The organism is Kitasatospora sp. NPDC056800, from assembly GCF_042789775.1.
GTDB lineage: Bacteria > Actinomycetota > Actinomycetes > Streptomycetales > Streptomycetaceae > Kitasatospora.
This window is the reverse complement of the sequence record NZ_JBHUAL010000002.1, coordinates 81820-104232: the sequence shown is the minus strand read 5'-3', so window position 1 is coordinate 104232 and position 22413 is coordinate 81820. Positions and strand designations below refer to the sequence as shown.

General features: G+C 72.8%; 21 protein-coding genes and 1 rRNA gene. 5 read left to right on the top strand and 17 right to left on the bottom strand.

Annotated features, from left to right (window positions below; genetic code table 11):
- A 16S ribosomal RNA gene (locus ACFRQN_RS01090) occupies positions 1 to 88 on the bottom strand; the annotation flags it as partial.
- Positions 89 to 724: 636 nt separating this feature from the next.
- Positions 725 to 1993: a tyrosine--tRNA ligase gene (gene tyrS / locus ACFRQN_RS01085; RefSeq protein ID WP_074002093.1), complete on the bottom strand. Its 1269-nt coding sequence runs from the start codon at positions 1991 to 1993 to the stop codon at positions 725 to 727.
- Positions 1994 to 2285: 292 nt separating this feature from the next.
- On the opposite strand from tyrS, the gene ACFRQN_RS01080 reads away from it, so the two are divergent.
- Positions 2286 to 2816 carry an HNH endonuclease gene (locus ACFRQN_RS01080; protein ID WP_049659779.1) on the top strand — a complete coding sequence of 177 codons (531 nt, stop codon included), beginning with the start codon at positions 2286 to 2288 and terminating at the stop codon, positions 2814 to 2816.
- Between the two features lie 57 nt (positions 2817 to 2873).
- Here the strand turns inward: ACFRQN_RS01080 and ACFRQN_RS01075 are convergent, their stop codons facing one another.
- The 7 genes from ACFRQN_RS01075 to ACFRQN_RS01045 all read right to left on the bottom strand — a co-directional run bounded on the left by ACFRQN_RS01075 (position 2874) and on the right by ACFRQN_RS01045 (position 9050).
- Positions 2874 to 4904 (bottom strand): PQQ-binding-like beta-propeller repeat protein, encoded by a 2031-nt coding sequence (locus ACFRQN_RS01075; RefSeq protein ID WP_380737377.1) that lies wholly within the window; start codon positions 4902 to 4904, stop codon positions 2874 to 2876.
- Positions 4905 to 5027: 123 nt separating this feature from the next.
- Positions 5028 to 5333 carry a 4a-hydroxytetrahydrobiopterin dehydratase gene (locus ACFRQN_RS01070; protein WP_049652108.1) on the bottom strand — a complete coding sequence of 102 codons (306 nt, stop codon included), beginning with the start codon at positions 5331 to 5333 and terminating at the stop codon, positions 5028 to 5030.
- 82 nt (positions 5334 to 5415) lie between these two features.
- A complete protein-coding gene (locus ACFRQN_RS01065) occupies positions 5416 to 5595 on the bottom strand; it encodes a DUF1272 domain-containing protein (RefSeq protein ID WP_049652107.1) in 180 nt (59 codons plus the stop codon).
- Positions 5596 to 5674: 79 nt separating this feature from the next.
- Positions 5675 to 6433, bottom strand: a complete 759-nt coding sequence (locus tag ACFRQN_RS01060; protein WP_049652106.1) for a sulfite exporter TauE/SafE family protein — start codon at positions 6431 to 6433, stop codon at positions 5675 to 5677.
- 209 nt (positions 6434 to 6642) lie between these two features.
- Positions 6643 to 7695 (bottom strand): SPFH domain-containing protein, encoded by a 1053-nt coding sequence (locus tag ACFRQN_RS01055; RefSeq protein ID WP_049652105.1) that lies wholly within the window; start codon positions 7693 to 7695, stop codon positions 6643 to 6645.
- Between the two features lie 10 nt (positions 7696 to 7705).
- The gene (locus tag ACFRQN_RS01050) at positions 7706 to 8128 is read right to left on the bottom strand and encodes an NfeD family protein (protein WP_049652104.1); all 423 of its coding nucleotides are present in this window, start codon (positions 8126 to 8128) and stop codon (positions 7706 to 7708) included.
- A 130-nt stretch (positions 8129 to 8258) separates the two neighbouring features.
- Complete coding sequence (locus ACFRQN_RS01045) at positions 8259 to 9050, bottom strand: ABC transporter ATP-binding protein (RefSeq protein WP_049652103.1); 792 nt, start codon at positions 9048 to 9050, stop codon at positions 8259 to 8261.
- A 150-nt stretch (positions 9051 to 9200) separates the two neighbouring features.
- On the opposite strand from ACFRQN_RS01045, the gene ACFRQN_RS01040 reads away from it, so the two are divergent.
- On the top strand, positions 9201 to 10004 hold the full coding sequence (locus tag ACFRQN_RS01040) for a hypothetical protein (RefSeq protein ID WP_074001594.1): 804 nt from the start codon (positions 9201 to 9203) through the stop codon (positions 10002 to 10004).
- A gap of 22 nt (positions 10005 to 10026) precedes the next feature.
- Here ACFRQN_RS01040 and ACFRQN_RS01035 read toward each other — a convergent pair whose 3' ends face one another.
- From ACFRQN_RS01035 to ACFRQN_RS01025, 3 genes are all read right to left on the bottom strand, one after another.
- Positions 10027 to 10683, bottom strand: coding sequence for a response regulator transcription factor (locus ACFRQN_RS01035; protein WP_049652101.1), 657 nt, complete (start codon positions 10681 to 10683; stop codon positions 10027 to 10029).
- Positions 10676 to 11773 carry a GAF domain-containing sensor histidine kinase gene (locus ACFRQN_RS01030; RefSeq protein ID WP_049652110.1) on the bottom strand — a complete coding sequence of 366 codons (1098 nt, stop codon included), beginning with the start codon at positions 11771 to 11773 and terminating at the stop codon, positions 10676 to 10678. Before ACFRQN_RS01030 ends, ACFRQN_RS01035 begins: the two co-directional genes overlap by 8 nt.
- A gap of 280 nt (positions 11774 to 12053) precedes the next feature.
- Positions 12054 to 14666: an FHA domain-containing protein gene (locus ACFRQN_RS01025; protein ID WP_380737374.1), complete on the bottom strand. Its 2613-nt coding sequence runs from the start codon at positions 14664 to 14666 to the stop codon at positions 12054 to 12056.
- A 221-nt stretch (positions 14667 to 14887) separates the two neighbouring features.
- Here ACFRQN_RS01025 and serB point away from each other — a divergent pair, with 221 nt between their 5' ends.
- Complete coding sequence (serB, locus tag ACFRQN_RS01020; RefSeq protein WP_049652099.1) at positions 14888 to 16144, top strand: phosphoserine phosphatase SerB; 1257 nt, start codon at positions 14888 to 14890, stop codon at positions 16142 to 16144.
- 107 nt (positions 16145 to 16251) lie between these two features.
- Here serB and ACFRQN_RS01015 read toward each other — a convergent pair whose 3' ends face one another.
- From ACFRQN_RS01015 to ACFRQN_RS01005, 3 genes are all read right to left on the bottom strand, one after another.
- Positions 16252 to 16779, bottom strand: coding sequence for a histidine phosphatase family protein (locus ACFRQN_RS01015; protein ID WP_049652098.1), 528 nt, complete (start codon positions 16777 to 16779; stop codon positions 16252 to 16254).
- A 123-nt stretch (positions 16780 to 16902) separates the two neighbouring features.
- Positions 16903 to 17025 (bottom strand): SGM_5486 family transporter-associated protein, encoded by a 123-nt coding sequence (locus ACFRQN_RS01010; protein ID WP_255357429.1) that lies wholly within the window; start codon positions 17023 to 17025, stop codon positions 16903 to 16905.
- Between the two features lie 122 nt (positions 17026 to 17147).
- Entirely contained in the window at positions 17148 to 18446 is a 1299-nt protein-coding gene (locus tag ACFRQN_RS01005) for a CynX/NimT family MFS transporter (protein ID WP_380737386.1), read from the bottom strand.
- A gap of 116 nt (positions 18447 to 18562) precedes the next feature.
- On the opposite strand from ACFRQN_RS01005, the gene ACFRQN_RS01000 reads away from it, so the two are divergent.
- Positions 18563 to 19237, top strand: a complete 675-nt coding sequence (locus ACFRQN_RS01000; RefSeq protein ID WP_074001597.1) for a FadR/GntR family transcriptional regulator — start codon at positions 18563 to 18565, stop codon at positions 19235 to 19237.
- A gap of 79 nt (positions 19238 to 19316) precedes the next feature.
- On the opposite strand, the gene fabI is transcribed toward ACFRQN_RS01000, so the two are convergent.
- Both fabI and fabG read right to left on the bottom strand, forming a co-directional pair.
- Complete coding sequence (gene fabI, locus ACFRQN_RS00995) at positions 19317 to 20084, bottom strand: enoyl-ACP reductase FabI (RefSeq protein WP_049652095.1); 768 nt, start codon at positions 20082 to 20084, stop codon at positions 19317 to 19319.
- Positions 20085 to 20086: 2 nt separating this feature from the next.
- Positions 20087 to 20806, bottom strand: a complete 720-nt coding sequence (gene fabG, locus ACFRQN_RS00990) for a 3-oxoacyl-[acyl-carrier-protein] reductase (protein ID WP_049652094.1) — start codon at positions 20804 to 20806, stop codon at positions 20087 to 20089.
- Between the two features lie 313 nt (positions 20807 to 21119).
- Between fabG and ACFRQN_RS00985 the strand changes: the two genes are divergently transcribed.
- A complete protein-coding gene (locus ACFRQN_RS00985) occupies positions 21120 to 22265 on the top strand; it encodes an MBL fold metallo-hydrolase (RefSeq protein ID WP_380737372.1) in 1146 nt (381 codons plus the stop codon).
- The last annotated feature ends 148 nt before the right edge of the window (positions 22266 to 22413 follow it).

Below are 22413 nucleotides of genomic sequence, written 5' to 3'. Positions count from 1 at the left end.
TCCACCCCGAAGGGCTTCACCGTTCGACTTGCATGTGTTAAGCACGCCGCCAGCGTTCGTCCTGAGCCAGGATCAAACTCTCCGTGAATGTTTACCCGTAATCGGGTCGACACCCGCGTTGAGCGGCACGGCAACCACCGGAATAGGGCGGCCCCGCGCACTGCGTCCTCGCTAGTGTTTGTTTCAAAAGGAATCTCCAACCCCAGGAAACCCTGAGGCCGGGGATGTCAACATATCTGGCGTTGACTTTTGGCACGCTGTTGAGTTCTCAAGGAACGGACGCTTCCTTCGGACCGCCTTCCAGCGGACCCTCCGGGCTTCGTTCTTTCGTGTTTCCAGCTTATCAGATGTTTTCCGCTCCGTTTTCCGGAGTTTCATTCATCCGATTTCCCGAACTGGCCGGGTCCGCTTTTCGCGACGTCCACCACATTACCGCATTCCGAGTGTCACTCGAAATTCACACTCACCCGTAGACGGCAATGCCGACGAACCCATTTTCATGGGAATCAGAGTGGGAGTGGGTCTTGCTGAGTGGGGTGGCCGCTCCAGCGACTCGTTCAACACTAGGCCACCTGGACGACATCGTCAAACGTCGAGGGCCGGATCTGTCCAGATCCGGCCCTCGGGGCTCGAAGCCGCAGCTCAGAGCAGGTGTGCTTTCAGCCAAGCCTCAACCGGCAGCCTCCACCGGCCCGGCCGTCGACCGGCGGTCAGCCGGCGGCGGTCAGCCGGCCGCGACCAGCTCCGCCGCCGCCAGGTTCCGCTTGCCGCGCCGCAGCACCAGCCAGCGGCCGTGCAGCAGGTCGGCCTCGGTCGGCACCGCCTCCTCGTCCGTCACCTTGACGTTGTTGAGGTAGGCACCACCCTCCTTGATCGTCCGGCGGGCGGCCGAACGGCTGGGCGACAGCCCGACGGCGACCAGCAGGTCGACCACCGTCTGCAGTTCGGACACCTCGGCCTTCGGGACCTCGGCCAGGGCGGCCGCCAGGGTCGGGGCCTCCAGGTCGGCGAGGTCGCCCTGGCCGAACAGCGCCTTGGACGCGGCGACCGCGCGCTCGTACTGCTCCGCGCCGTGCACCAGCGTGGTGAGCTCCTCGGCGAGGGCGCGCTGGGCGAGGCGGGCGGCCGGGCGCTCGGTGGTCTCGCGCTCCAGCTCCTCGACCTCCTCCTTCGAGCGGAAGCTGAAGATCCGCAGGAAGGTGGGGACGTCCCGGTCGTCCGCGTTCAGCCAGAACTGGTAGAAGGCGTACGGGGTGGTCAGCTCGGGGTCGAGCCAGACCGTGCCGGACTCCGTCTTGCCGAACTTGGTGCCGTCGGCCTTGACGATCAGCGGCGTGGCCAGCGCGTGGACGGACTTGCCGTCGGCCTTGCGGATCAGGTCCGTGCCGGCGGTCAGGTTGCCCCACTGGTCGCTGCCGCCGGTCTGCAGGGCGCAGCCGTAGCGGCGGTTCAGCTCCAGGTAGTCCATGCCCTGGAGGATCTGGTAGCTGAACTCGGTGTAGCTGATGCCCGCGTCGGAGTTGAGCCGTCGGGCGACGGCCTCCTTGGCGATCATGTTGTTGACCCGGAAGTACTTGCCCACGTCACGCAGCAGGCTGATCGCCGACATCCCGGACGTCCAGTCCAGGTTGTTGACCATGCGCGCCGCGTACGGGCCCTCGAAGTCGAGGAAGCGCGAGATCTGGCCGCGCAGGCGCTCGACCCAGCCGGCCACCGTCTCGGGGTCGTTGAGCACGCGCTCGGCGGTGGGCTTCGGGTCGCCGATCAGGCCCGTGGCGCCGCCGACCAGCCCGAGCGGGAGGTTCCCCGCCTGCTGGATGCGGCGCATGGTGAGGATCTGCACCAGGTTGCCGAGGTGCAGGCTGGGGGCCGTCGGGTCGAAGCCGCAATAGAACGTGACCGGGCCGTCCGCGAACGCCTTGCGCAGTGCGTCCTCGTCAGTGGAAAGGGCGATCAGCCCGCGCCACTGCAGCTCGTCGACGATGTCCGTCACGGTCACGCTTCTCCTTCGATCGGGCGTCCGACCAGTGCTGGCCCGGTTCGGTCGGGCTCCGGGTCGGTACGACTCCAGCCTGATAGAGCCTACGCGGTTCCGGCCAGCGAGTTTCCCCGAGGCACCCCTCCCGGTCGGCCGGTCCGCCGTCCCGGGCCCCTCCCCGATACCGGAAATTCCGTTGTTCGACGGCTAAGGGCCCATTCAGAGTGGTTCCACCGCCGTGCGGCGGCAGTGACGTGTGTGGAGACGGTCGTGCCGCCGTGGCACGCCCGCGGGAAGGGTGTGCCGAGTGCGCAACACGCTGGTTCTGAACGCGAGCTACGAGCCCCTGACGACGGTGTCGCTCCAGCGCGCCGTCGTCCTGGTGCTCCAGGACAAGGCCGTGGTGGAGCAGGCGCATCCGCTGCGCTCGATCCGGGGGACGGGCATTGCCGTCCCGGTGCCGCGGGTGATCAGACTGCAACGGTACGTACGGGTGCCGTTCCGACAACAGGCTCCGTGGTCGCGGCGCGGCGTCCTGGCGCGGGACCGGCACCTGTGCGCGTACTGCGGCCGGCGGGCCACCACGGTGGACCACCTCCAGCCCAGGTCGCGCGGTGGTGCCGACAGCTGGATGAACACCGTGGCCGCGTGCGCGGAGGACAACCAGCACAAGGCGGACCGCACGCCGGAGCAGGCCGGGATGAAGCTGCTGCGCCGCCCGTTCGAGCCGACGCCGCAGGCCAGCCTGATGCTGGCGCTCGGTCTGCGCGGCTCGGAGGTCCGGGACCTCGCCGACTGGCTGCCGGCCGTACCGGGCCGGCCCGTCTCCGCGGCGTAAGGCGGCGTAAGGCGGCGCGAGGAGGCGCAAGGAGGCCGGAAACCCGGGCGGAGGGCCTCAGTCCTTCGCCCGGTACCCCGCCGCCGTGCCGTAGTTGGTCGAGTGCTCGGGCACCACGACCACCTGCCCACCGCCGATGAGCACCCGTCCGGAGATCAGCAGCGAGCCGGTGCCGGCCGGGAAGTTGCCCCCGGTCGCCTCCCGGCCGCCCGCCAGCGGGAACCGGCTGAGGCGGGCGGGCTGGTCGCGGCGTTCGTCGGCGGCGAGCACCAGCGACCCGCCGTCGATGCCGACCGCCCGGACGGCGCCCTTGGCGGCGGTCGGCGTCTTCCAGCGCTGCTTGCCGGTGTCCAGGTCGTAGCCGACCGCGGCCACCGGCCCGCCGCCGTTCGGCGGGGCCAGGGTGGTGACCATCGTGCGGCCCTCGAAGTACACCTCGGGAGTGGCCGAAAACGTACCGTGGGCGACGTCCAGCCGGCCGCCGTCGACGGCCACCGGGATCTCGGCGGCCGGGTCGCCGCCCGTGCCCCAGGCGAACACCCGGTCGTCCTCGGGCTTCCCGCCGGTGGTGAGGACCACGGACGGCTCGGCCGACAGCACGGTCACCGTCTTCGGCTGGTTGTTCAGGCCCCGCCACCAGCCGACCTTGCCGTCCGCGGTGTTCAGCGCGACGGCCTGGTCGGCGGGGGTCGAGTCGGCGCAGGAGGAGGCGACGAGCACGGTCTTGCCGCTGACGCCGCCGGACAGGGTGCAGAACTTGCCCTGCCCGGTGTACTGCCAGACGTCCTTCCCGTCGGCGGACTCCCAGGCCAGCACCCGGTCGTCGCCGACGGCGATCACCTTGTCCTCGGTGACGCCGACCCGGGCCGAGTAGGCGCCCTTGGCGTCCGAGAGGCTCTTGGTCCAGACGGTCTTGCCGGTCTTGGTGTCCACGGCGGCCACCAGCGTGCAGGGGCTCTTCGGATCGGCCTGCGGACGGAACAGGGCCGCGCCCAGGCCCGCCGGGTTCACCCCCGCCGACAGCCCGCACGGGACGGCCCCGGCGGCCGGCGGCTCCACCGACCAGGTCGCCTTGCCGCCCGCCCGGTCGTACGCGTGCACCCCGGAGCCGTCGGCCCGGACCACCGCGTCGGCCAGCAGCCAGCCGCCGATCAGCGTGTCGTCGCCCCCGGACGGACCGGCCGCGGCCGGCTGCGCGGCCCACACCCGGTCGTGCGCCACCGCGAAGCCCGGCTCGCCGCCGCTGCTCGCCGCCGCGCTGCCGCCGCCCTCGGCGCCGACCATCAGCCCGGCCGCCACCAGCACTCCCAGCGCGGCCACCCCGGCGCCGGTCCGCACCAGCAGGGCCTTGCGGCTGGGCATGTGTTCCCCGGTCAGCACCGCGTCGGCGGCCTTCCGGGCCTTGGCGGAGAGCGAGGAGCCGGAACCCTCACCCGCGCCGGAACCGCCGCCGCCCCCTCGACGGGCCGCGGCCCTCGACCGCGGGGCCGGCTCGGCCTGCGGCTCGGGGGCCCGCACCGGAGTGGTCACCGCGGGCTCCTCGGGGACGGGCGCCGGCCCGGCCTCCTCGATGTGCACGTAGCCGTCCGCCGAGTACTCCGCCCCCGCCGGGACGTACAGCCCCTCGTCGGCGGGCTGCTGCGGGGTGGCGTACGGCGCGTAGGGCTGGTGCGGCTGCGCGCGGTCCGGGTACTGCGGGTACGGCTGGTACTGCTCCTGGCCGCCGTACGGGCCCTGGACGTAACCGCCCTCGACGTAGCCGCCCTGGACGTAGCCGGTCGGGCCGACACCGCTCTGCTCGTAACCGGCCTGGTCGTACCCGCTCCGGCCGTAGCCGGCCTGGTCGTACCCGCTCTGGTCGTAGCCGGTGGGCCCGTAACCGCCCTGGCCGGACTGCGGCTGCTGCTGCCCGTACTCGGCCGAGCCGTAGCCCTGCTGCGGCGGCCACTGCGACGGCTGCTGCGGCACCTGCTGAGCTGTCTGCTGCTGCTCGGCGTACCCGCCGTACCCACCGCTCTGCCAGTCCGGGTGGCTCTGGGGCGGCCACGGCTGCCGGTCGTGGGCGTCTCCGAAGGGCTCCTGCGCCATCCGTTCCGTCCCTCCCGAGCCCCGCCCGCCTGCCGATGCGGCAGTCAGCATCTCACGCCCGCCCGGGGGCGCGGCCCGGGCCCTCGCCCGTACCGTCCCGGGCCGGCCGGTCCTGCGGCGGCGTCAGGAGGCCGACTCGGCGCGCAGGGCCTCGTCGATCCGGGCGGCGAGGGTGAAGTCCAGACCGGTGAGGCCGCCGGCGCTGTGGGTGGACAGGACGAAGCGCAGGGTGCGCCAGCGGATGTCGATGTCGGGGTGGTGGTCGAGCGCCTCGGCCTGCTCGGCGACGGCGACGACCACCCGGACCGCCGCCGGGAAGTCCGGGGCGTCGGCGGTACGGGCGATGCCGTCGCCCTCCCGCGTCCACCGGGGCAGCGCCGCCAGGGCCGCCGTGATCTCGTCCTCGTTCAGCCGTGCCCTGCTGCTCATCGCCGCGCTCCTGCTGGATGGTCGGTCCGGGGTGCCGGAGTTCCGGCACGTCCGGGTTTCCGGGACGTCCGGGGTTCCGGTGTCAGGCGGCCTTCCGGCGCGGACGGGTCACCAGCTCGCCGCCGCAGTTGGGGCAGCCGCCGGCCATGGCCTCGGTGCAGTCCGGGCAGAAGGTGCACTCGTAGGAACATATCGAGGCGCCGCCGTCCGCGGTCAGCGACACCGCGCAGCGCTCGCAGCTCTCACGCATCTCCAGGGCCATGGCGTACTCCTCCGACGTTCCGATGTTCCGACGTTTCGATGCTCCGACACCCTGCCGGACCCGACGGCCTGACGGCCCCTCAGCTCAACAGCAGCTTGGCGACGGCCACGAGGCCGACCACCACGATGACCCCGCGCAGCGCCGTCGGCGGGAGGCGGCGGCCGACCTTGGCGCCGACCAGGCCGCCGACCAGCGAGCCCGCCGCGATCAGACCGGCGGCGGTCCAGTTCACCGTCGAGGTGAAGAGGAAGAAGAGCGCGGCGACGGCGTTGACGATCATCGCCAGGGCGTTCTTCACCGCGTTGATCCGCTGGAGGTCCTCCTGGAGCAGCATGCCCATCAGGGCCATCAGCAGCACGCCCTGCGCGGCGCCGAAGTAGCCGCCGTAGATGCCGGTCAGGAACACCCCGACCAGCAGGACCGGGCTGCCGTCCGGATCGCCGCCGGGGCGGCGGCGGGCGGCGACGGCCTTGGCCACCCGGGGCTGGATCACCACCAGCACGAGCGCGAGCAGGATCAGCACCGGGACGATCGCGTCGAAGGCCCCGCTCGGCAGCCTGGTCAGCAGCAGCGCGCCGACCAGCCCGCCGAGCAGCGAGGCGGTGCCCAGGCGCAGCACCCGGCGGCCCTGGTCGGCCAGTTCGCGGCGGTACCCGATCACGCCGCTGAGCGAGCCGGGGACCAGGCCGAAGGTGTTGGAGACGTTGGCGGTGACCGGCGGGAGGCCCACGGCGAGCAGGACCGGGAAGGTGATCAGGGTGCCGGAGCCGACGATGACGTTGATCATCCCGGCGCCGACGCCGGCCACCAGGACGGCGATCGACTCCCAGAGCGTCATGGGTCACCTCTCCTCTCGGTCCTGTCCGAGGGGATCATGCCGGACGGCCCCGCGGCTCTACCAGACCCGCCCACGATTCGGGACGCACCTCACAACGTGCGCGCGCTCCACCGCCGCCGCACAAGGCCGAGGGCCCGCCGCCTCTCGGCAGCGGGCCCTCGACGGAACTCGGTCCGACCGGCCACTCCGGCTCGGTCACTCCGATCCGGTCATTCCGGGTCGATCTTCGGGTACTCCCGGGCCGGGTCCACCCGGGGACGGGCGGCGCCCTTCTCGGTGTCCACCGGCCGCGGGCCGGAGGCCGGGTCCAGCGGCACCTGGGTGGCCGCCGGGACCGCCGGGGCCGCCTGCGGAACGGTGGGCGCCGCGACCGCGCCGCCGTTCATCCCCCCGGTCAGGCCGCCGAAGGCGCCGCCGAGGCCCTTGAGCGCGTCGCCGACCTCGCTGGGGATGATCCAGAGCTTGTTGGAGTCGCCCTTGGCCAGCTCGGGCAGCGTCTGGAGGTACTGGTAGGCGAGCAGCTTCTGGTCGGCGTCGCCGTCGTGGATGGCCTCGAAGACCGTCCGGATCGCGGCCGCCTCACCGTCGGCGCGCAGGACCGCGGCCTGCGCCTCACCCTCGGCGCGGAGCACGTCGGCCTGCTTCTCACCCTCGGCCTTGAGGATCTGGGCCTGGCGCTGGCCTTCGGCGGTGAGGATCGCGGCGCGCTTGTCACGGTCGGCGCGCATCTGCTTCTCCATCGAGTCCTGGATGGAGGTCGGCGGCTCGATCGCCTTCAGCTCGACGCGGTTGACCCGGATGCCCCACTTGCCGGTGGCCTCGTCCAGGACGCCGCGCAGACCGGCGTTGATGACCTCGCGCGAGGTCAGGGTGGACTCCAGGTCCATCGAGCCGATGATGTTGCGCAGCGTGGTGACGGTCAGCTGCTCGATCGCCTGGATGTAGCTGGCGACCTCGTACGTCGCGGCCCGGGGGTCGGTCACCTGGTAGTAGATGACGGTGTCGATGTTGACGACCAGGTTGTCCTGGGTGATCACCGGCTGCGGCGGGAACGGCACGACCTGCTCGCGCAGGTCGATCCGGTTGCGGACCCGGTCGATGAACGGGACGACGATGTTCAGCCCTGCGTTGAGCGTCCGGGTGTAGCGGCCGAAGCGCTCCACGATCGCGGCGCTGGCCTGCGGGATGACCTGGATCGTCTTGATCAGCGCGATGAAGGCCACCACGACCAGGACGACCAAAACGATAAGGACGGGTTCCACGGACTCTCCCCTAGACGACCAGGGCGGTCGCGCCCTGGATTTCGACGACGTCGACCTGTTGTCCAGGCTGGTACACCTGGCCCGGGTGGAGCGCGCGGGCCGACCAGATCTCGCCGTTCAGCTTGATCCTCCCGCCCTCCCCGTCGACGGTTTCCGCGACGACCGCGGTGGCGCCCTGGAGCGCCTCGATGCCCATCTTGACCTGCGGCCCGCTACGGAGCTGCCGGTAGGCGATCGGGCGGACGAAGACCACCAGGGCGACCGAGACGGCGACGAAGGTCACGGTCTCGAGGACCACTCCCCCGCCCAGCGCGGCCACGCCGGAGGCGGCCAGCGCCCCGACCGCGAACATGGCGAACTCCGGCATCGCGGTGAGCACCAGCGGTATGCCGAGCCCTGCGGCGGCCAGGAGCCACCAGATCCAGCTGTCCACATGTCCATCCTAGGGAGCGAAGGCCTTCGAAGCGGACAGTTCCCGCAGGTCGAGGGGCGGAAACCGGTCGCGCGTGCGACCGGTTCCCGACGGCCGTCCGGATGAACGACAGGAACGGGCGGACGGGGCCTCAGCCCAGCGGCAGACCCTGCGCCGACCAGCGGTCTCCGTGCCGCTCCAGGGTCAGCGGCAGGCCGAAGCACTTGGAGAGGTTGCGGGCGGTCAGCTCGGTGTCGATCGGGCCGGCCGTGAGCACCTTGCCCTGACGGATCATCAGGACGTGGGTGAAGCCGGGCGCGATCTCCTCGACGTGGTGGGTGACCATCGCCATCGCCGGGGCGAACTCGTCCTGGGCGAGCGCGCCGAGCCGGCGGACCAGGTCCTCGCGGCCGCCGAGGTCCAGGCCGGCGGCGGGCTCGTCGAGCAGCAGCAGCTCGGGGTCGGTCATCAGGGCGCGGGCGATCAGGGTGCGCTTGCGCTCGCCCTCGGAGAGGGTGCCGAACTTCCGGTCGGTGAGGTTGGCCATGCCGAGGCGGTCGAGCAGGGCCAGGGCGCGGGACTCGTCCGACTGCTCGTAGGTCTCCTGCCAGGTGACCGTCATGCCGTACGCGGCGGTGAGGACGGTCTGCAGCACGGTCTGCTCGGCCGGCAGCTTGTCGAACATGGCGGCGCCGGCCAGACCGATCCGGGAGCGCAGCTCGAAGACGTCGATCTCGCCGAGCTTCTCGCCCAGCACCGTGACCTTGCCCGAGGTCGGGAACAGGTACGAGGAGGCGATCTGCAACAGCGTGGTCTTGCCGGCGCCGTTCGGTCCCAGGATGACCCAGCGCTCGCCCTCGGAGATGGACCACGAGACCTGGTCGACCAGCGCGCGCCCCTCCCGGACCACGGATACGTCAACCAGCTCCAGCACGTCGCTCATGCCTATGCCTTCCCCAAAAAACAAGATTCTCGGCCGTCGGTGCGGGCGGCGAGCCTACTCCGGCAGCCGGTGGGCACGGGGTGGGTGCGCCGCACACGCATGGGCAAACCTACGCCACGCGGATGACCGGCGATTCCGTAGGCTGGCCGGATGCTCGTGACTCCAGCCGACAATCCGTACGAAGAGCCCCGTTCGGGGCGGCTCACCGCATGGGGCAACGCCCAGCTGGCGGGCCTGGTGCCGCCGGACGACGCCGCCGCGGCCGTCCTGGGCGCCGACGAGCGCCACCGGGTCACCGGCCTGCCCGGCGACGGGCCCGGCGAGCAGCACGGGCTGACCTGGGCGCTGGGGCGGCTGCGGGTGCTCGGCGTGAAGGGCCTGCGCCTCGCGCTGCCCTCGGCCGGGCACCCGCTCGGACTGACCGGCCCGAAGGCCTTCAACGAGCGGGCCATGCGGGCCGGCGAGGCCGTCCTGGCCGTCGGCGCACCGCTCGGGCTGGTGCCGGAGGTGGAGGAGTACGGGCCGGCCGGCGACCGCTCGGCCACCGTGCTGTGGCGCTGCCATGAGGTCAACGACACACCTCCGGCGGACGTCCCGTCGCTCCACGAGGCCGAGCGCGAGCTGGCCGAGGGGCTGCGGGAGGCGACCGTCCTGCTCACCCGCCTCGACGTGGCCGGTGCCGGGCCCGAGGCCCTGCGCGCCCTCGACGCCTACCGCCGGCGCGGCCACAGCGAGCCGCTGGCCCCCGGCTACCCGCCCCGGGCCGTCCGGGTCCTGGAGTCGGCCCGTCAGGTGTCCGCCCTGCTCGCCATCGCCTCGGGCGGGCACGGCGCCGCTGTCAGCGCCTCCGAGATGGCGGCCCGGCAGTCCGCCCTGGCCCCGCTGCGGCGCACCGCCCGGCGCGCCCAGGTGGCCGCCTACAACGCCCTCGTCGACGAGCGGGACGACCGCTGAGCGGAGGGGCACCCCCGGCGCGCTACGCCTCGCGGGTCTCGCCGTGGCGGACGGCCCAGAGTGCCGCCTGGGTGCGGTCGGCCAGGTCCAGCTTCATGAGGATGTTGGACACGTGGGTCTTCACGGTCTTCTCCGACAGGTGGAGGCTGCGGGCGATCTCCCGGTTGGAGCGGCCGTCGGCGATGTGGCCGAGCACCTCGCGCTCGCGCTCGGTGAGCGTGCCGCCGCGGCCCTGGGGGGCGCGCGGGCTGTCGTCGGAGAGCAGGGCGGCGGCCAGTTCGGGCTGGAGCAGGACGTGGCCGGCGTGCACCGAGCGGATCGCGCCGGCCAGCGCCTCCGGGTCGACGTCCTTGTAGACGTACCCGGCGGCGCCGGCCCGCAGCGCGGGGACCATCGTGCGGTGCTCGGTGAAGCTGGTGACGATCAGGATCCGGGCCCGGCTGCCCTCCCCCTTGAGGGTGCGCAGCGCCTCGATGCCGTCGACGCCGGGCATCTTGAGGTCCATCAGGACGACGTCGGGGTCGAGTTCACGGGCCCGTTCGACGCCCTCCGCCCCGTCGGCGGCCTCCCCGACCACCTCGATGTCGTCCTGGACCTCCAGGAAGGTGCGCAGCCCGCGCCGGACGACCTGGTGGTCGTCGACCAGCAGGACGCGGATCGACGGTGTGCTCTCAGGCACCGGGGACCTCCATCTCGACGAGCGTCCCCCGACCGGGGGCCGACTCCAGGGTGAGCGTGCCGCCGACGGCGGCCGCGCGGTCGCGCATCGAGGCCAGGCCGAGGTGGCGGCCGGCCCGTCGGACGGACTCCGGGTCGAAGCCGCGCCCGTCGTCGTGCACCCGCAGCACGGCGCCGCGCGCGGGCGTCCCGGCCAGGGTGACGGTGACCCGGCGGGCGCCGGAGTGGCGCAGCGCGTTGTGCAGCGCCTCCTGGGCGACCCTCAGCAGCGCGGCCTCCTGGGCGGGCGGCAGCGCCCGGACGCCGTCGGCGGCGAAGGCGACGTCGGCGGTGTGCGCCCGGTCGAGGACCTGCACCTGGGAGGCGAGGGTGGCGCTGAGCCCGTCCTCCTCCAGGGCGGCGGGGCGCAGTTCCACGACGACGGCGCGCAGTTCGTCGGCGGCCTCGGCGGCCAGCCGGGCGACCTCGGCGAGTTCGGCGCGGGCCCGGGCCGGGTCGCGGTCGACGAGCTTGGCGGCCGCCTTGGCCGTGAGGCGGAGCGAGAAGAGCTTCTGCGAGACGGCGTCGTGCAGGTCGTGGGCGATCCGGGCCCGCTCGCCGGCCAGCGTGAGCTCGCGGCTGCGCTCGTACAGCCGGGCGTTGGACAGGGCGAGGCCGGCGTGCGCGGCGAGGATCCGCAGCAGCTCCTCGTCGTGGTCGGTGAACTGGCCGCCGCCGCGCTTGTTGGCGAGGAAGATGACGCCCATCACCTGCGGCTCGTCCTCGGCCGCGTCGGTGTCCAGGATCGGCATGCCGAGGAAGGCGTCCATGTCGGGGTGGGCCTCGGGCCACCCCTCGAAGGCGGGCGCCTTGCGGACGTCCACCAGCCGAGTGGGGCCGGTCTCGTGCAGCATCGCGGCGAGCACGCCGTGCTGCCGGGGCAGCGGGCCGATCGCCCGCCACTGCTCGTCGGTGACGCCGTCGACGACGAACTGGGCGAAGCCGCCGTGGTCGTCGGGCACGCCGAGGGCGGCGTACTCGGCGCCGAGCAGGCCGCGGGCGGAGGCGGTGATGCGGCGCAGCACCTCGCGGACCTCCAGGTGCCGGCTCATGGCGAGCAGTGCCTGGCTGACGGCCTCGATCCCGGCCAGGCACGGTTCGCAGGCGGGCAGCGGGCCGTGGTGGGCCGCGTGGTCTCCGGTGGTGCTGGGCATACGGTCAAACTACCGCCGCCGTGACGGCCGCCGCGTCCGTCCCCGGCCGCCCCGGGCCCGGGTCCGGGGACCTAGGACCCGCGCCCCGGGAGGGCCCGTCCGGAAACGCGGAGGGGCGGCCCTCCCGGGTGGGAGGACCGCCCCTCGGACTGCCGTCCCCGCGACGTCGGGGAAGGGGTCAGCCCTTCTGCATGACCTCGGGCTCGTGCCGGCGCTGGAGCCGGGTGACGAGGACGCCGATGACGACCGAGATGGCCACCAGCACGCCCGCGTCGATCGCCCACTGGGCGACGCTGTGCTTCCAGAGCGGGTCGTAGTTGGGGTTCTGGAAGTCCTTGTTCCAGGGGCCCATGAGCGTGGACAGGTCCAGCGTGGTGGACACGATGCCGGTGCCCCAGCGGGCCGGCATCAGCCAGGCGACCTGCTCCAGGCCGGGCTTGCTGAAGATCTGGAAGAGGCAGCCGGTGAAGACGACCTGGACGATGGCGAACATGACCAGCAGCGGCATGGTCTTCTCGGCGGTCTTCACCAGCGCGGAGATCATCAGGCCGAACATCATCGCGGCGAAGCTGAGCAGGATCATGCCGACGGTCATCTCGACGATCGGCAGGTTCTTGACGAGCAGGCCGTGCTCGGGGAGCTTGCGCGGCAGGAAGCCGACGGCGGAGATGATCGCGCCCTGGATCACGCTGAAGAAGCCCAGCACGATGATCTTGGACATCATGTACGCCGAGCGGGAGAGCCCGGTGGCCCGTTCCCGTTCGTAGATCGCCCGTTCCTTGATCAGCTCGCGGACCGAGTTGGCCGCTCCGGAGAAGCAGGCGCCGATCGCCAGGATCAGCAGGATCGTCGCGGCCCCGTTGTTGAGGTGGAGCTGGGTGTTCGGGTTGGGCGCGAGCCCCGGTTCGTTGGGGATCAGCACGCTGACCGCGCCGATCACCGCGGGCAGCAGCACCGACAGGGCCAGGAAGCCGCGGTCCGAGGCGAGCACCGACATGTAGCGGCGCATCAGGGTCCACAGCTGCGAGCCCCAGCTCTGCGGCTTGGGCGGCTTGACGGCCTCCTGGGCGACCTGGACGTGCTGCACCTCGCCCGCCTCGACGGTCGGGGCGGAGTACTGCTGGTAGTGCACCGAACCGCGGTAGCGGCCGGCCCAGTCGTGGTCCGGGTAGTTCTCGAAGGCCTGGAAGACGTCCGCCCAGGTCTCGTACCCGAAGAAGTGCAGCGCCTCGTCCGGCGGGCCGAAGTAGGCCACCGAGCCGCCCGGCGCCATCACCAGCAGCCGGTCGCAGAGCGCGAGTTCGGCCACCGAGTGGGTGACGACCAGGATCGTGCGGCCGTCGTCGGCCAGGCCGCGCAGCATCTGCATGACCTCGCGGTCCATGCCCGGGTCGAGGCCCGAGGTGGGCTCGTCCAGGAAGATCAGCGAGGGCTTGGTGAGCAGTTCCAGGGCGACCGAGACGCGCTTCTGCTGGCCGCCGGAGAGCGCGGTGATCTTGTTGTCGGCGCGCTTGTCGAGACGCAGCTCGTACAGCACCTCGTCGATCCGGGCCTCGCGCTCCTTCGCCTCGGTGTCCCCGGGGAAGCGCAGCCGGGCCGCGTACTTGAGGCCCTTCCGGACGGTGAGCTCGCGGTGCAGGATCTCGGACTGCGGCACCAGGCCGATGCGCGAGCGGAGTTCGGCGAACTGCTTGTAGAGGTTGCGGCCGTCGTACAGCACCTCGCCGCGGTCGGCCGGGCGGTAGCCGGTGAGGGCGCGCAGCAGGGTCGACTTGCCGGAGCCGGACGGGCCGATGACGGCCACCAGGGACTTCTCCGGGACGCCGAAGCTGACGTCGTCGAGCAGGACCTTCTTGCCGCCCTTGTGGTCGACCTCGACGGTCAGGTGGCGGGCGGAGAAGGAGACGGCGCCGGTGTCGACGAACTCCTGCAGCTGGTCGCCGACCAGGACGAAGCCGGAGTGGCCGACCGTCAGCCGGTCCTGCGGGCCCATCAGCTGACGCTGCACCCGCTGGCCGTTGAGGAAGATGCCGTTGTGGCTGCCGAGGTCGACGATCTCGTAGCGGCCGTCCGGGAGCTGGCGCAGCTCGGCGTGGTGGCGGGAGACCTGGAGGTCGGACACCACGATGTCGTTGTCGAGCGCGCGGCCGATCCGGACGGTGCGCATCGCCGAGGTCAGGTTGCGGATGATGGTCGGCTGCGGCCCGCCGTCGTGCGGCGGGGGCGGGAAGCCCTGCTGCGGGAAGCCGCCGTGCTGGGGCTGGGGCTGCTGCTGCGGGGCCGGCCGGTCCTGCGGCGGCGCGTACTGCTGCTGCGGGAACGGCGGCTGGGCCTGCTGCTGGCCGGGCCAGGCCTGCTGCTGCTGTTGGTACGGGTCGTGCTGCGGCCAGCCCTGCTGCGGGGCGGGCTGCTGGGGCGTGGGCACCGGGCCGCGGCTGGTGGCGGCCTCGTGCATCGGGGTGGCCTGCGGGGCCGCGGCGTGCGGGGCGGCGGCCTGCGCGGGCGCGGAGAAGCCGAGCCGGGGGCCGTTCTCCGGGTTGCCCAGGTTCACCACCGCACCGGGGAACAGCTGGGCCTGGAGGGTGCGGGCGCCGGCCACGTACGTTCCGTTGGTGCTGCCGTGGTCGTCCAGCTGCCAACCGCTGCCGTTGAAGCCGATGGTCCCGTGCTGCCAGGAGACCCTCGCGTCGTCGAACGTGAAGTCCGACTGCGGGTTTCGCCCGATGGTGTAGGACCGCCCGGGCTCCAGAGTCCGCTGCTGTCCGTTGATCTCGATGACGAGTTGCGGCACTGCTCGCCTGCCCCGCTCTCTCGGTTCCCCCGAATTGTGGCCCCGGCCGGGGCCGCGATGTTCCTGTGACTGCCGGGGGAATCATTCCAGCCCGCCGACCGCCGGTGAAAGTCGGCCCGGGCGACTGTGACCAGGCTGCTACCGAGCCCGGACCTGCGGCGTCCCGCGAGGTGGGACGGGTGCTCCCGGGCCCTCGGGCGCCCGGTAGCGTGGGAGGCACCATGAACGCATCGCCCCTGGCCGCTGAGCCCCTCCCCGCCGCCCAGCACCGGACCGCGGACGAGCGCACCCTGCTCGTCAAGGTGTTCGGCAAGGACCGTCCCGGCATCACCGCCGGCCTCTTCACGACGCTGGCCGGTTTCGGCGTCGACGTCATCGACATCGAGCAGGTCGTCACCCGTGGGCGCATCACGCTGTGCGCCCTGGTCACCCCGCCCACCGCACCCGGCGCCGAGGGCGGGCTGCGGGCCACCGTCCACCGCTGGGCCGACGAGCAGAAGCTCCAGGCCGAGATCCTCTCCGGCATCGGTGACAACCGGCCGCGCCGTGAGGGCCGTTCGCACGTCACGGTGCTCGGCAACCCGCTGACCGCCGCCGCCGTCTCCGCGCTCACCTCCCGGATCACCGCCTCGGACGGCAACATCGACCGTGTCTTCCGGCTCGCCAAGTACCCGGTGACGGCGGTCGAGCTGGCCGTCTCCGGTGTGGCCACCGACGAGCTGCGGGCCGCGCTGGCCCAGGAGGCGGCCACCCAGCGGGTGGACGTCGCGGTGGTCGCCGCCGGTCTGGAGCGCCGGGCCAAGCGCCTGGTGGTCATGGACGTGGACTCCACGCTCATCCAGGACGAGGTGATCGAGCTGTTCGCCGCCCACGCGGGCTGCGAGGAGGAGGTCGCCGCGGTGACGGCGGCGGCGATGCGCGGGGAGCTGGACTTCGCCGAGTCGCTGCGGGCCCGGGTGGCGCTGCTGGCCGGGCTGGACGCCTCGGTGACCGAGAAGGTCCGCGCCGAGGTCCGCTTCACGCCGGGCGCGCGCACCCTGATCCGTACGCTCCAGCGCCTCGGCTACCAGGTCGCGGTGGTGTCCGGCGGCTTCACCCAGGTCACCGACCACCTGGTGGAGCAGCTGGGGCTGGACTTCGCGGCCGCGAACACCCTGGAGGTGGTGGACGGCCGGTTCACCGGCCGGGTGGTCGGCGAGATCGTGGACCGGGCGGGCAAGGCCCGCTGGCTGGCCCGCTTCGCCGAGCAGGCGAAGGTGCCGCTGGAGCAGACGGTGGCGATCGGCGACGGCGCCAACGACCTGGACATGCTGAACGCGGCCGGCCTCGGGGTGGCGTTCAACGCCAAGCCGGTGGTGCGGGAGGCCGCCGACACCGCGGTGAACGTGCCGTTCCTGGACACCGTGCTGTACCTGCTGGGCATCACCCGCGAGGAGGTCGAGGCCGCCGACGCGCTGCACGGCACCCCGACCGAGTAGGGCCCGCCCGGCGGCCGATGGAGTGAGGCGGCCGCCCGGAGAAGGCCTGTGGACGTACCAGAGGGGCGCGCGGATTCGATCCGCGCGCCCCTCGTGTGGTCCCGCGGTCAGTCCTGCGGCGTGTGGTACGAGACCAGCTGGGCCACGCCCGGCTCGACGCCCTTCCAGGAGCCGCTGAAGCTGAGCACCGCGACCGCCGCCGTCGGGAAGCCCCCGAGGCGCAGCCGCTCCAGCGCGTCCGGATCGCCCGCGTCCCCGGCCAGCACCTGGGTCAGCCCCAGCACGCCCGGGTTGTGGCCGACCAGCACCACGTCCGCGTACTCCTCCGGGGTCTCCTGGAGGACGGCGATGATCTCCCCGGGGCTGGCTTCGTAGACCCGCTCCTCGTACACCGTCCGGAGCGGCCGCTGCGGCAGCTCGTGCACCGCCAGCTTCCACGTCTCGCGGGCGCGCAGCGCGGTCGAGCAGAGCACGTAGTCGGGGCTGATGCCGGAGTCGACCAGCCAGCGGCCGGCGTCCGGGGCCTGGTGACGGCCCCGGTCGGCCAGCGGCCGGTCGTGGTCGTCCACGCCGTTCGGCCAGTCGGCCTTGGCATGGCGGAGAACGATGATCCTGCGGGGCGTGTCGGCGCTCATACCCAGCAAGCTTGGCAGAAAAGCGGCCCGGCGGCGCGATGCCCCGGGATGCCGCCACTCCGAGGGACGACCCGTGTCACCATGCCCCGTTCACCGGGGCGTCAGCCGGCGTACGGCCGTCCGTCAGCCCATCGTGGCGGCGACGGTGGCGATGATCGACACCAGCACCGCGATGGCGGCGAAGGCGAGGGCGATGCGGCCGAGCTGCTTGCGGCCGTCGGTGGGGTTGGGATCGAGAACGGGCATGTCCGGAAGTCTCCCACTCCGAACACGCCCGCCGTCCGCCGACCCCGCCCCCTTGGCCGGGTCTTGACCCGCCCGTCGGGGCCCGGCCCTCCCCGCGCGTCCTCACACCCCCGGCGGGGGCGTCACGCCGCGGCCCGCTCCACCGGGTGCACCGCCTCGTCCTCGATATGCCGGGCCCGCGCCGCGCGCAGGCCGAACAGCATCTGCGGCACCAGCAGCAGCGACAGGAAGCCCAGCGGCCAGTACCACTCGCCGGTGGCCCCGTAGAGCCAGCCGACCAGGATCGGGCCCGGGATGGACACCAGGTAGCCGATGCCCTGGGCGAAGGCGGAGAGCTGCGCGACCCCGCCCGCGGACCGGGCCCGCAGTCCGATCATGGTCAGCACCAGCGGGAAGGCGCAGTTGGACAGGCCCAGCAGGACCGCCCAGAGCCAGGCGCCCCCGGCCGGGGCGATCGCCAGGCCGGCGTACCCGGCGATGCCGCAGCAGGCCAGCAGCACCACGAACAGCCGCTGGTCGCCGCGGCGGGCGGCCAGGTTGGGCAGCACGAAGGAGACCGGCACGCCGATCACCATGGTGACCGCGAGCAGCACGCCGGTGGTGCCCTCGCCGATGCCGGCGTCCTGGAAGATCTGCGACATCCAGCCCATGACCACGTACGCGCCGGTGGCCTGGAGGCCGAAGTACCCGGCCAGCGCCCAGGCGGTCCGGCTGCGGGTGATCGGCAGCCGGACGGGGGCGGTGGCGCCGCCGGCCCGCTCGCCGCGCTCCCGCTTGGCGATCAGCACGAACAGCCAGAGCACCAGGGCGAGCGCCCCCAGGACGGCCCAGACGCCCAGGCCGTAGCGCCAGTCGCCGCCGAGCGACTTGGTCAGCGGCACGGTGACGGCGGCGGCCAGCGCGGTGCCGGCGGACAGCGCCATCGAGTAGAGGCCGATCATCGGCCCGACCCGGTCCGGGAAGTACCGCTTGATCACCACCGGCAGCAGCACGTTGGAGACCGCCACCCCGGCCAGGGCGAGGGCGGTGAGCAGCAGGAACACGGCGGTGCCGCCGGCGAACGAGCGGGCCAGCACGCCCGCCGTGATGGCGCCCATGCCCGCCGTGACGACCGCGATCGGACCGATCCGACGGGCCGCCGCGGGCGCGGCGAAGCCGAACAGCCCGAAGCAGAGCGACGGGACGGCGGTGAGCAGCCCGGCGAGCGTCGGGTTCATCCCGAGGTCGTCGCGGACCTGCTTGAGCAGCGGCCCGAGGCTGGTGACCACGGGGCGCAGGTTGAAGGCGGCGGCGGCGATCGCGACGGCGAACAGCACGCCGAGGTACTTGGCGGAGCCGGAGGCGGCGGGCCGCTCTTCGGTCGGCGGCCGGCTCTCGGTCCGGGAGGAAGCGGTGGTGTCTGCTGCGGGCATAGAGAGCATCATAGAATGATGGGATGAATTGATGCACCTTGGAATTGGCATGATGTGCCGACCGTTCATCCACCGGCCACCTCCCACCCAGGCCCCACCCGAGCCGTAGCCGCAAGGAGTCCCCCGTGGCGCTGTCCTCGCCGAGGCGCACCCCGCTGTCCGACCAGGTGATCGCACAGCTGCGTGCCCAGATCACTTCCGGGGAGTGGCCGGTCGGCTCGCGCATCCCCACCGAGGCCGCCCTGGTCGAACAGCTCGGCGTCGCCCGCAACACCGTCCGCGAGGCCGTCCGCGCCCTCGCCCACAACGGGCTGCTCGACATCCGCCAGGGCTCCGGCACGTACGTGCTGGCCACCAGCGAGCTGGCCGGCGTGATGCACCGCCGCTTCGCCGACGCCGGCCAGGACCAGGTCGCCGAGCTGCGGGCGGCCCTGGAGACCTCGGCCGCCGGCCTCGCCGCCCACCGCCGCACCCCGCGCGACCTGGAGCTCCTGGACGGCGCCCTGGCCCGCCGGGAGGCCGCCTGGCACTCCGGCGACGCCGAGGACTTCGTCCAGGCCGACGCCGCCTTCCACCAGGCCGTGGTGGCCGCCGCCCACAACGACGTCCTGCTCGCCGTCTACGCCGACCTCGGCGAGGTCACCCGCGAGCACCTGCGGCACGACGTCGGCCCCGAGCTGATCGCCGAGCGCTACATCGGCCACCACACCATCCTGGAGGCCATCCGGGACGGCGACGCCCAGCGCGCCTCCGTCGAGGCCGGCCGCGCCATCGGCGCCTGCGGCACCGCGGACGTCTGACCGCGCCGGCGTCCACCCGGAACGCCGCTGCCCGGCACCCCCGCGAGGGAGGGCCGGGCAGCGGCGTACGGGCGGAGCGTCAGGCGCCGATGGCGTGCAGCCCGCCGTCGACGTGGATGATCTCGCCGGTGGTCTTCGGGAACCAGTCCGACAGCAGCGCGACGATGCCGCGGCCGGCCGGCTCCGGGTCGCTCAGGTCCCACTTCAGCGGGGAGCGGTGGTTCCAGGTGTCGGCCAGGTCGCCGAAGCCCGGGATGGACTTGGCGGCCATCGAGCCGATCGGACCGGCCGAGATCAGGTTGCAGCGGATGTCCCGGTCGCCCAGGTAGCGCGCCAGGTAGCGGTTGGTCGACTCCAGGGCGGCCTTGGCCGGGCCCATCCAGTCGTACTGCGGCCAGGCGTACTGCGCGTCGAAGGTCAGGCCGACCACCGAACCGCCGTCCTGCATCAGCGGCAGCAGCGCCGTGGTCAGCGACTTCAGCGAGTACGCCGAGACGTGCATCGCGGTGGCCACGGACTCCCACGGGGTGTCCAGGAAGTTGCCGCCCAGCGCGTCCTGCGGGGCGAAGCCGATCGAGTGGACGATGCCGTCCAGGGTCGGCAGGTGCTCGCGGACCTGGTCGGCGATGCCGGCCAGCTGCTCCGGGTTGGAGACGTCCAGCTCCAGCACCTTGACCGGCTTCGGCAGCTTCCGGGCGATCCGCTCGGTCAGGCTCGGGCGCGGGAAGGCGGTGAGGATGATCTCCGCGCCCTGCTCCTGCGCGAGCTTGGCGGTGTGGAAGGCGATGGAGGACTCCATCAGCACACCGGTGATCAGGATCCGCTTGCCTTCGAGGATTCCACTCATGATCAGTGACCCATGCCCAATCCGCCGTCGACGGGAATGACGGCTCCAGTGATGTACGCGGCCTCGTCCGACCCGAGGAACCGCACGGTGGAGGCGACCTCTGCGGGCGCCGCGTAGCGGCCCAGCGGCACGCCCGCGACGATCTCCGCGCGGCGCTCGTCACTGAGCACGGCGGTCATGTCGGTGTCGACGAAGCCGGGGGCGACCACGTTGACGGTGATGTTGCGCGGGCCGAGCTCGCGCGCCAGCGACCGGGCGAAGCCGACCAGGCCGGCCTTGGAGGCGGCGTAGTTGGCCTGGCCCGGGGAGCCGGACAGGCCCACCACGGACGAGATCAGCACGACGCGGCCCTTCCTGGCGCGCATCATCAGCTTGGACGCGCGCTTGACCACCCGGAAGGTGCCGGTCAGGTTGGTGTCCACGACGGAGGTGAAGTCCTCCTCGGACATGCGCAGCATCAGCGTGTCCTTGGTGATGCCCGCGTTGGCGACCAGCACCTCGACCGCACCGTGCTTCTGCTCGATCTCGGTGAAGGCGGCGTCGACCTGCCCAGCGTCCGTGATGTCGCAGCGCACCGCGAGGACGTCGTACTTGGCCAGCGCCTCGGGCACCTCGCCCGAGCGGCTGGTGATGGCCACCTTGTCGCCCGCTTCGGCGAAGGCCTGGGCGATCGCGAGGCCGATGCCCCGGTTTCCTCCGGTGACGAGAACCGAGCGGCTCAACGATCCACCTCTCTCCGTGAGTGAGCGCGTACGTCGGAATGCGTACGCAGTGTGACGCTATCGGGCGGTCGGCGACGGCGGCGCATCGGTCTCCCACAGCGCCGCCCCGGCGGATCTGTCGCAATCCGACAATCCGTACCCGTCCGTGCCGTCCCGGCGACGGAGACCGCCCAGGCCCGGGCGCTGCCCGGATCGGGGCGACTGTACGGGAACAACACGGGCGGGCGCACCCGTTGCCCCCGTGGTGCAGGGCCGGCCCGGGACCGGCCGTACCGATCCCCGACCATCCCGGCGAGCGACGAAGGCAGAGCGGATGACCAAGGCACGGCCCGGGAGCACCCACCGACGCGGACGACTGCTGGCCCTCACCGCCCTGGCGGCCGGCCTGGGCGCGACCGCCTGGTCGCTGCGCGACCTGCCGGCGGCGTTCGGGCGACGGCCGGACGGCGAGCGCGAGGAGCGGGTGCGCAACTCCCCGCAGTACCGCGACGGCGTCTTCCACAACGCGCCCTCCGCGCTCGCCCGCGCCACCGGCGCCCCCGGCTTCGACGGCGCCACCGCCCGCCGGATGCTGTTCGAGCGGGCCGGCCGCGTCCCCGCCCACCCGGTGCCGACCGTCCGCCCCGCCACCCCGCCCGGGCCGGCCGCCGAGGGCGTGGAGGTCACCTGGTACGGGCACGCCTCCGCGCTGGTGGAGATCGAGGGCTTCCGGGTGCTGCTCGACCCGGTCTGGAGCGACCGCTGCTCCCCCGCCGCGCACGTCGGCCCCAAGCGGCTGCACCCGGTGCCGGTCGGGCTGGAGGAGCTGCCCCAGGTCGACGCGGTGCTGATCTCGCACGACCACTACGACCACCTGGACATGGCGACGGTCAAGCGCCTGGTGCGCAGCCAGTCCGCGCCCTTCGCGGTGCCGCTCGGCATCGGCGCCCACCTGCGCCGCTGGGGCGTCCCCGAGCACCGGATCATCGAACTGGACTGGGACGAGACCTGCACCCTGGGCGACCTGGTGCTCACCCTGACCGCGGCGCACCACTTCTCCGGCCGCGGGCTGACCCGCAACACCACCCTGTGGGGCTCCTGGGTGATCGCCGGCCCGAAGCGCAAGGTCTTCTACACCGGCGACTCCGGCTACTTCGAGGGCTACGCCCGGATCGGCGCGCAGCACGGCCCCTTCGACGCCGCGCTGGTCCAGATCGGCGCCTACGACGCGGCCTGGGCGGACATCCACATGACCCCCGAGGACGCCGTCCTCGCGCACCGGGACCTGACCGCCGGCCTGCTGGTGCCGGTCCACTGGTGCACCTTCAACCTGGGCCTGCACCCGTGGGCCGAGCCGATCGAACGACTGGTGAAGGCCGCCAAGGAGCAGGCCGTCCCGCTGGCCGTGCCGCGCCCCGGCGAGCGGGTCGACGTCGACAACCCGCCGGAGCTGGACGGCTGGTGGGAGACCGTCGGCTGACGGCCCGCGCCCGAGGGCCGCGGAGCCGGGCACCGGAGGCCCGACCGGACGGTCCCTCACTGCGGCGCACCGGTCGAAATGCGCTGGCCGGAAACCCGGTGGACGGGAAATGATGCGGTGCGGGCGCCCCTGTGGCGCCGCACCGCCA

Bases quoted from the DNA above. Each gene is read 5' to 3' on its own strand.
- ACFRQN_RS01060 (WP_049652106.1), bottom strand. From the start codon at position 6,433: ATGACGCTCTGGGAGTCGATCGCCGTCCTGGTGGCCGGCGTCGGCGCC.
- ACFRQN_RS01040 (WP_074001594.1), top strand. From the start codon at position 9,201: ATGCTCGTGACTCCAGCCGACAATCCGTACGAAGAGCCCCGTTCGGGG.
- ACFRQN_RS01070 (WP_049652108.1), bottom strand. From the start codon at position 5,333: ATGAGCAGCAGGGCACGGCTGAACGAGGACGAGATCACGGCGGCCCTG.
- ACFRQN_RS01075 (WP_380737377.1), bottom strand. From the start codon at position 4,904: ATGGCGCAGGAGCCCTTCGGAGACGCCCACGACCGGCAGCCGTGGCCG.
- ACFRQN_RS01015 (WP_049652098.1), bottom strand. From the start codon at position 16,779: ATGAGCGCCGACACGCCCCGCAGGATCATCGTTCTCCGCCATGCCAAG.
- serB (WP_049652099.1), top strand. From the start codon at position 14,888: ATGAACGCATCGCCCCTGGCCGCTGAGCCCCTCCCCGCCGCCCAGCAC.
- ACFRQN_RS01005 (WP_380737386.1), bottom strand. From the start codon at position 18,446: ATGCTCTCTATGCCCGCAGCAGACACCACCGCTTCCTCCCGGACCGAG.
- ACFRQN_RS01065 (WP_049652107.1), bottom strand. From the start codon at position 5,595: ATGGCCCTGGAGATGCGTGAGAGCTGCGAGCGCTGCGCGGTGTCGCTG.
- ACFRQN_RS01030 (WP_049652110.1), bottom strand. From the start codon at position 11,773: ATGAGCCGGCACCTGGAGGTCCGCGAGGTGCTGCGCCGCATCACCGCC.
- ACFRQN_RS01010 (WP_255357429.1), bottom strand. From the start codon at position 17,025: ATGCCCGTTCTCGATCCCAACCCCACCGACGGCCGCAAGCAGCTCGGC.
- ACFRQN_RS01045 (WP_049652103.1), bottom strand. From the start codon at position 9,050: ATGAGCGACGTGCTGGAGCTGGTTGACGTATCCGTGGTCCGGGAGGGG.
- ACFRQN_RS00985 (WP_380737372.1), top strand. From the start codon at position 21,120: ATGACCAAGGCACGGCCCGGGAGCACCCACCGACGCGGACGACTGCTG.
- fabI (WP_049652095.1), bottom strand. From the start codon at position 20,084: ATGAGTGGAATCCTCGAAGGCAAGCGGATCCTGATCACCGGTGTGCTG.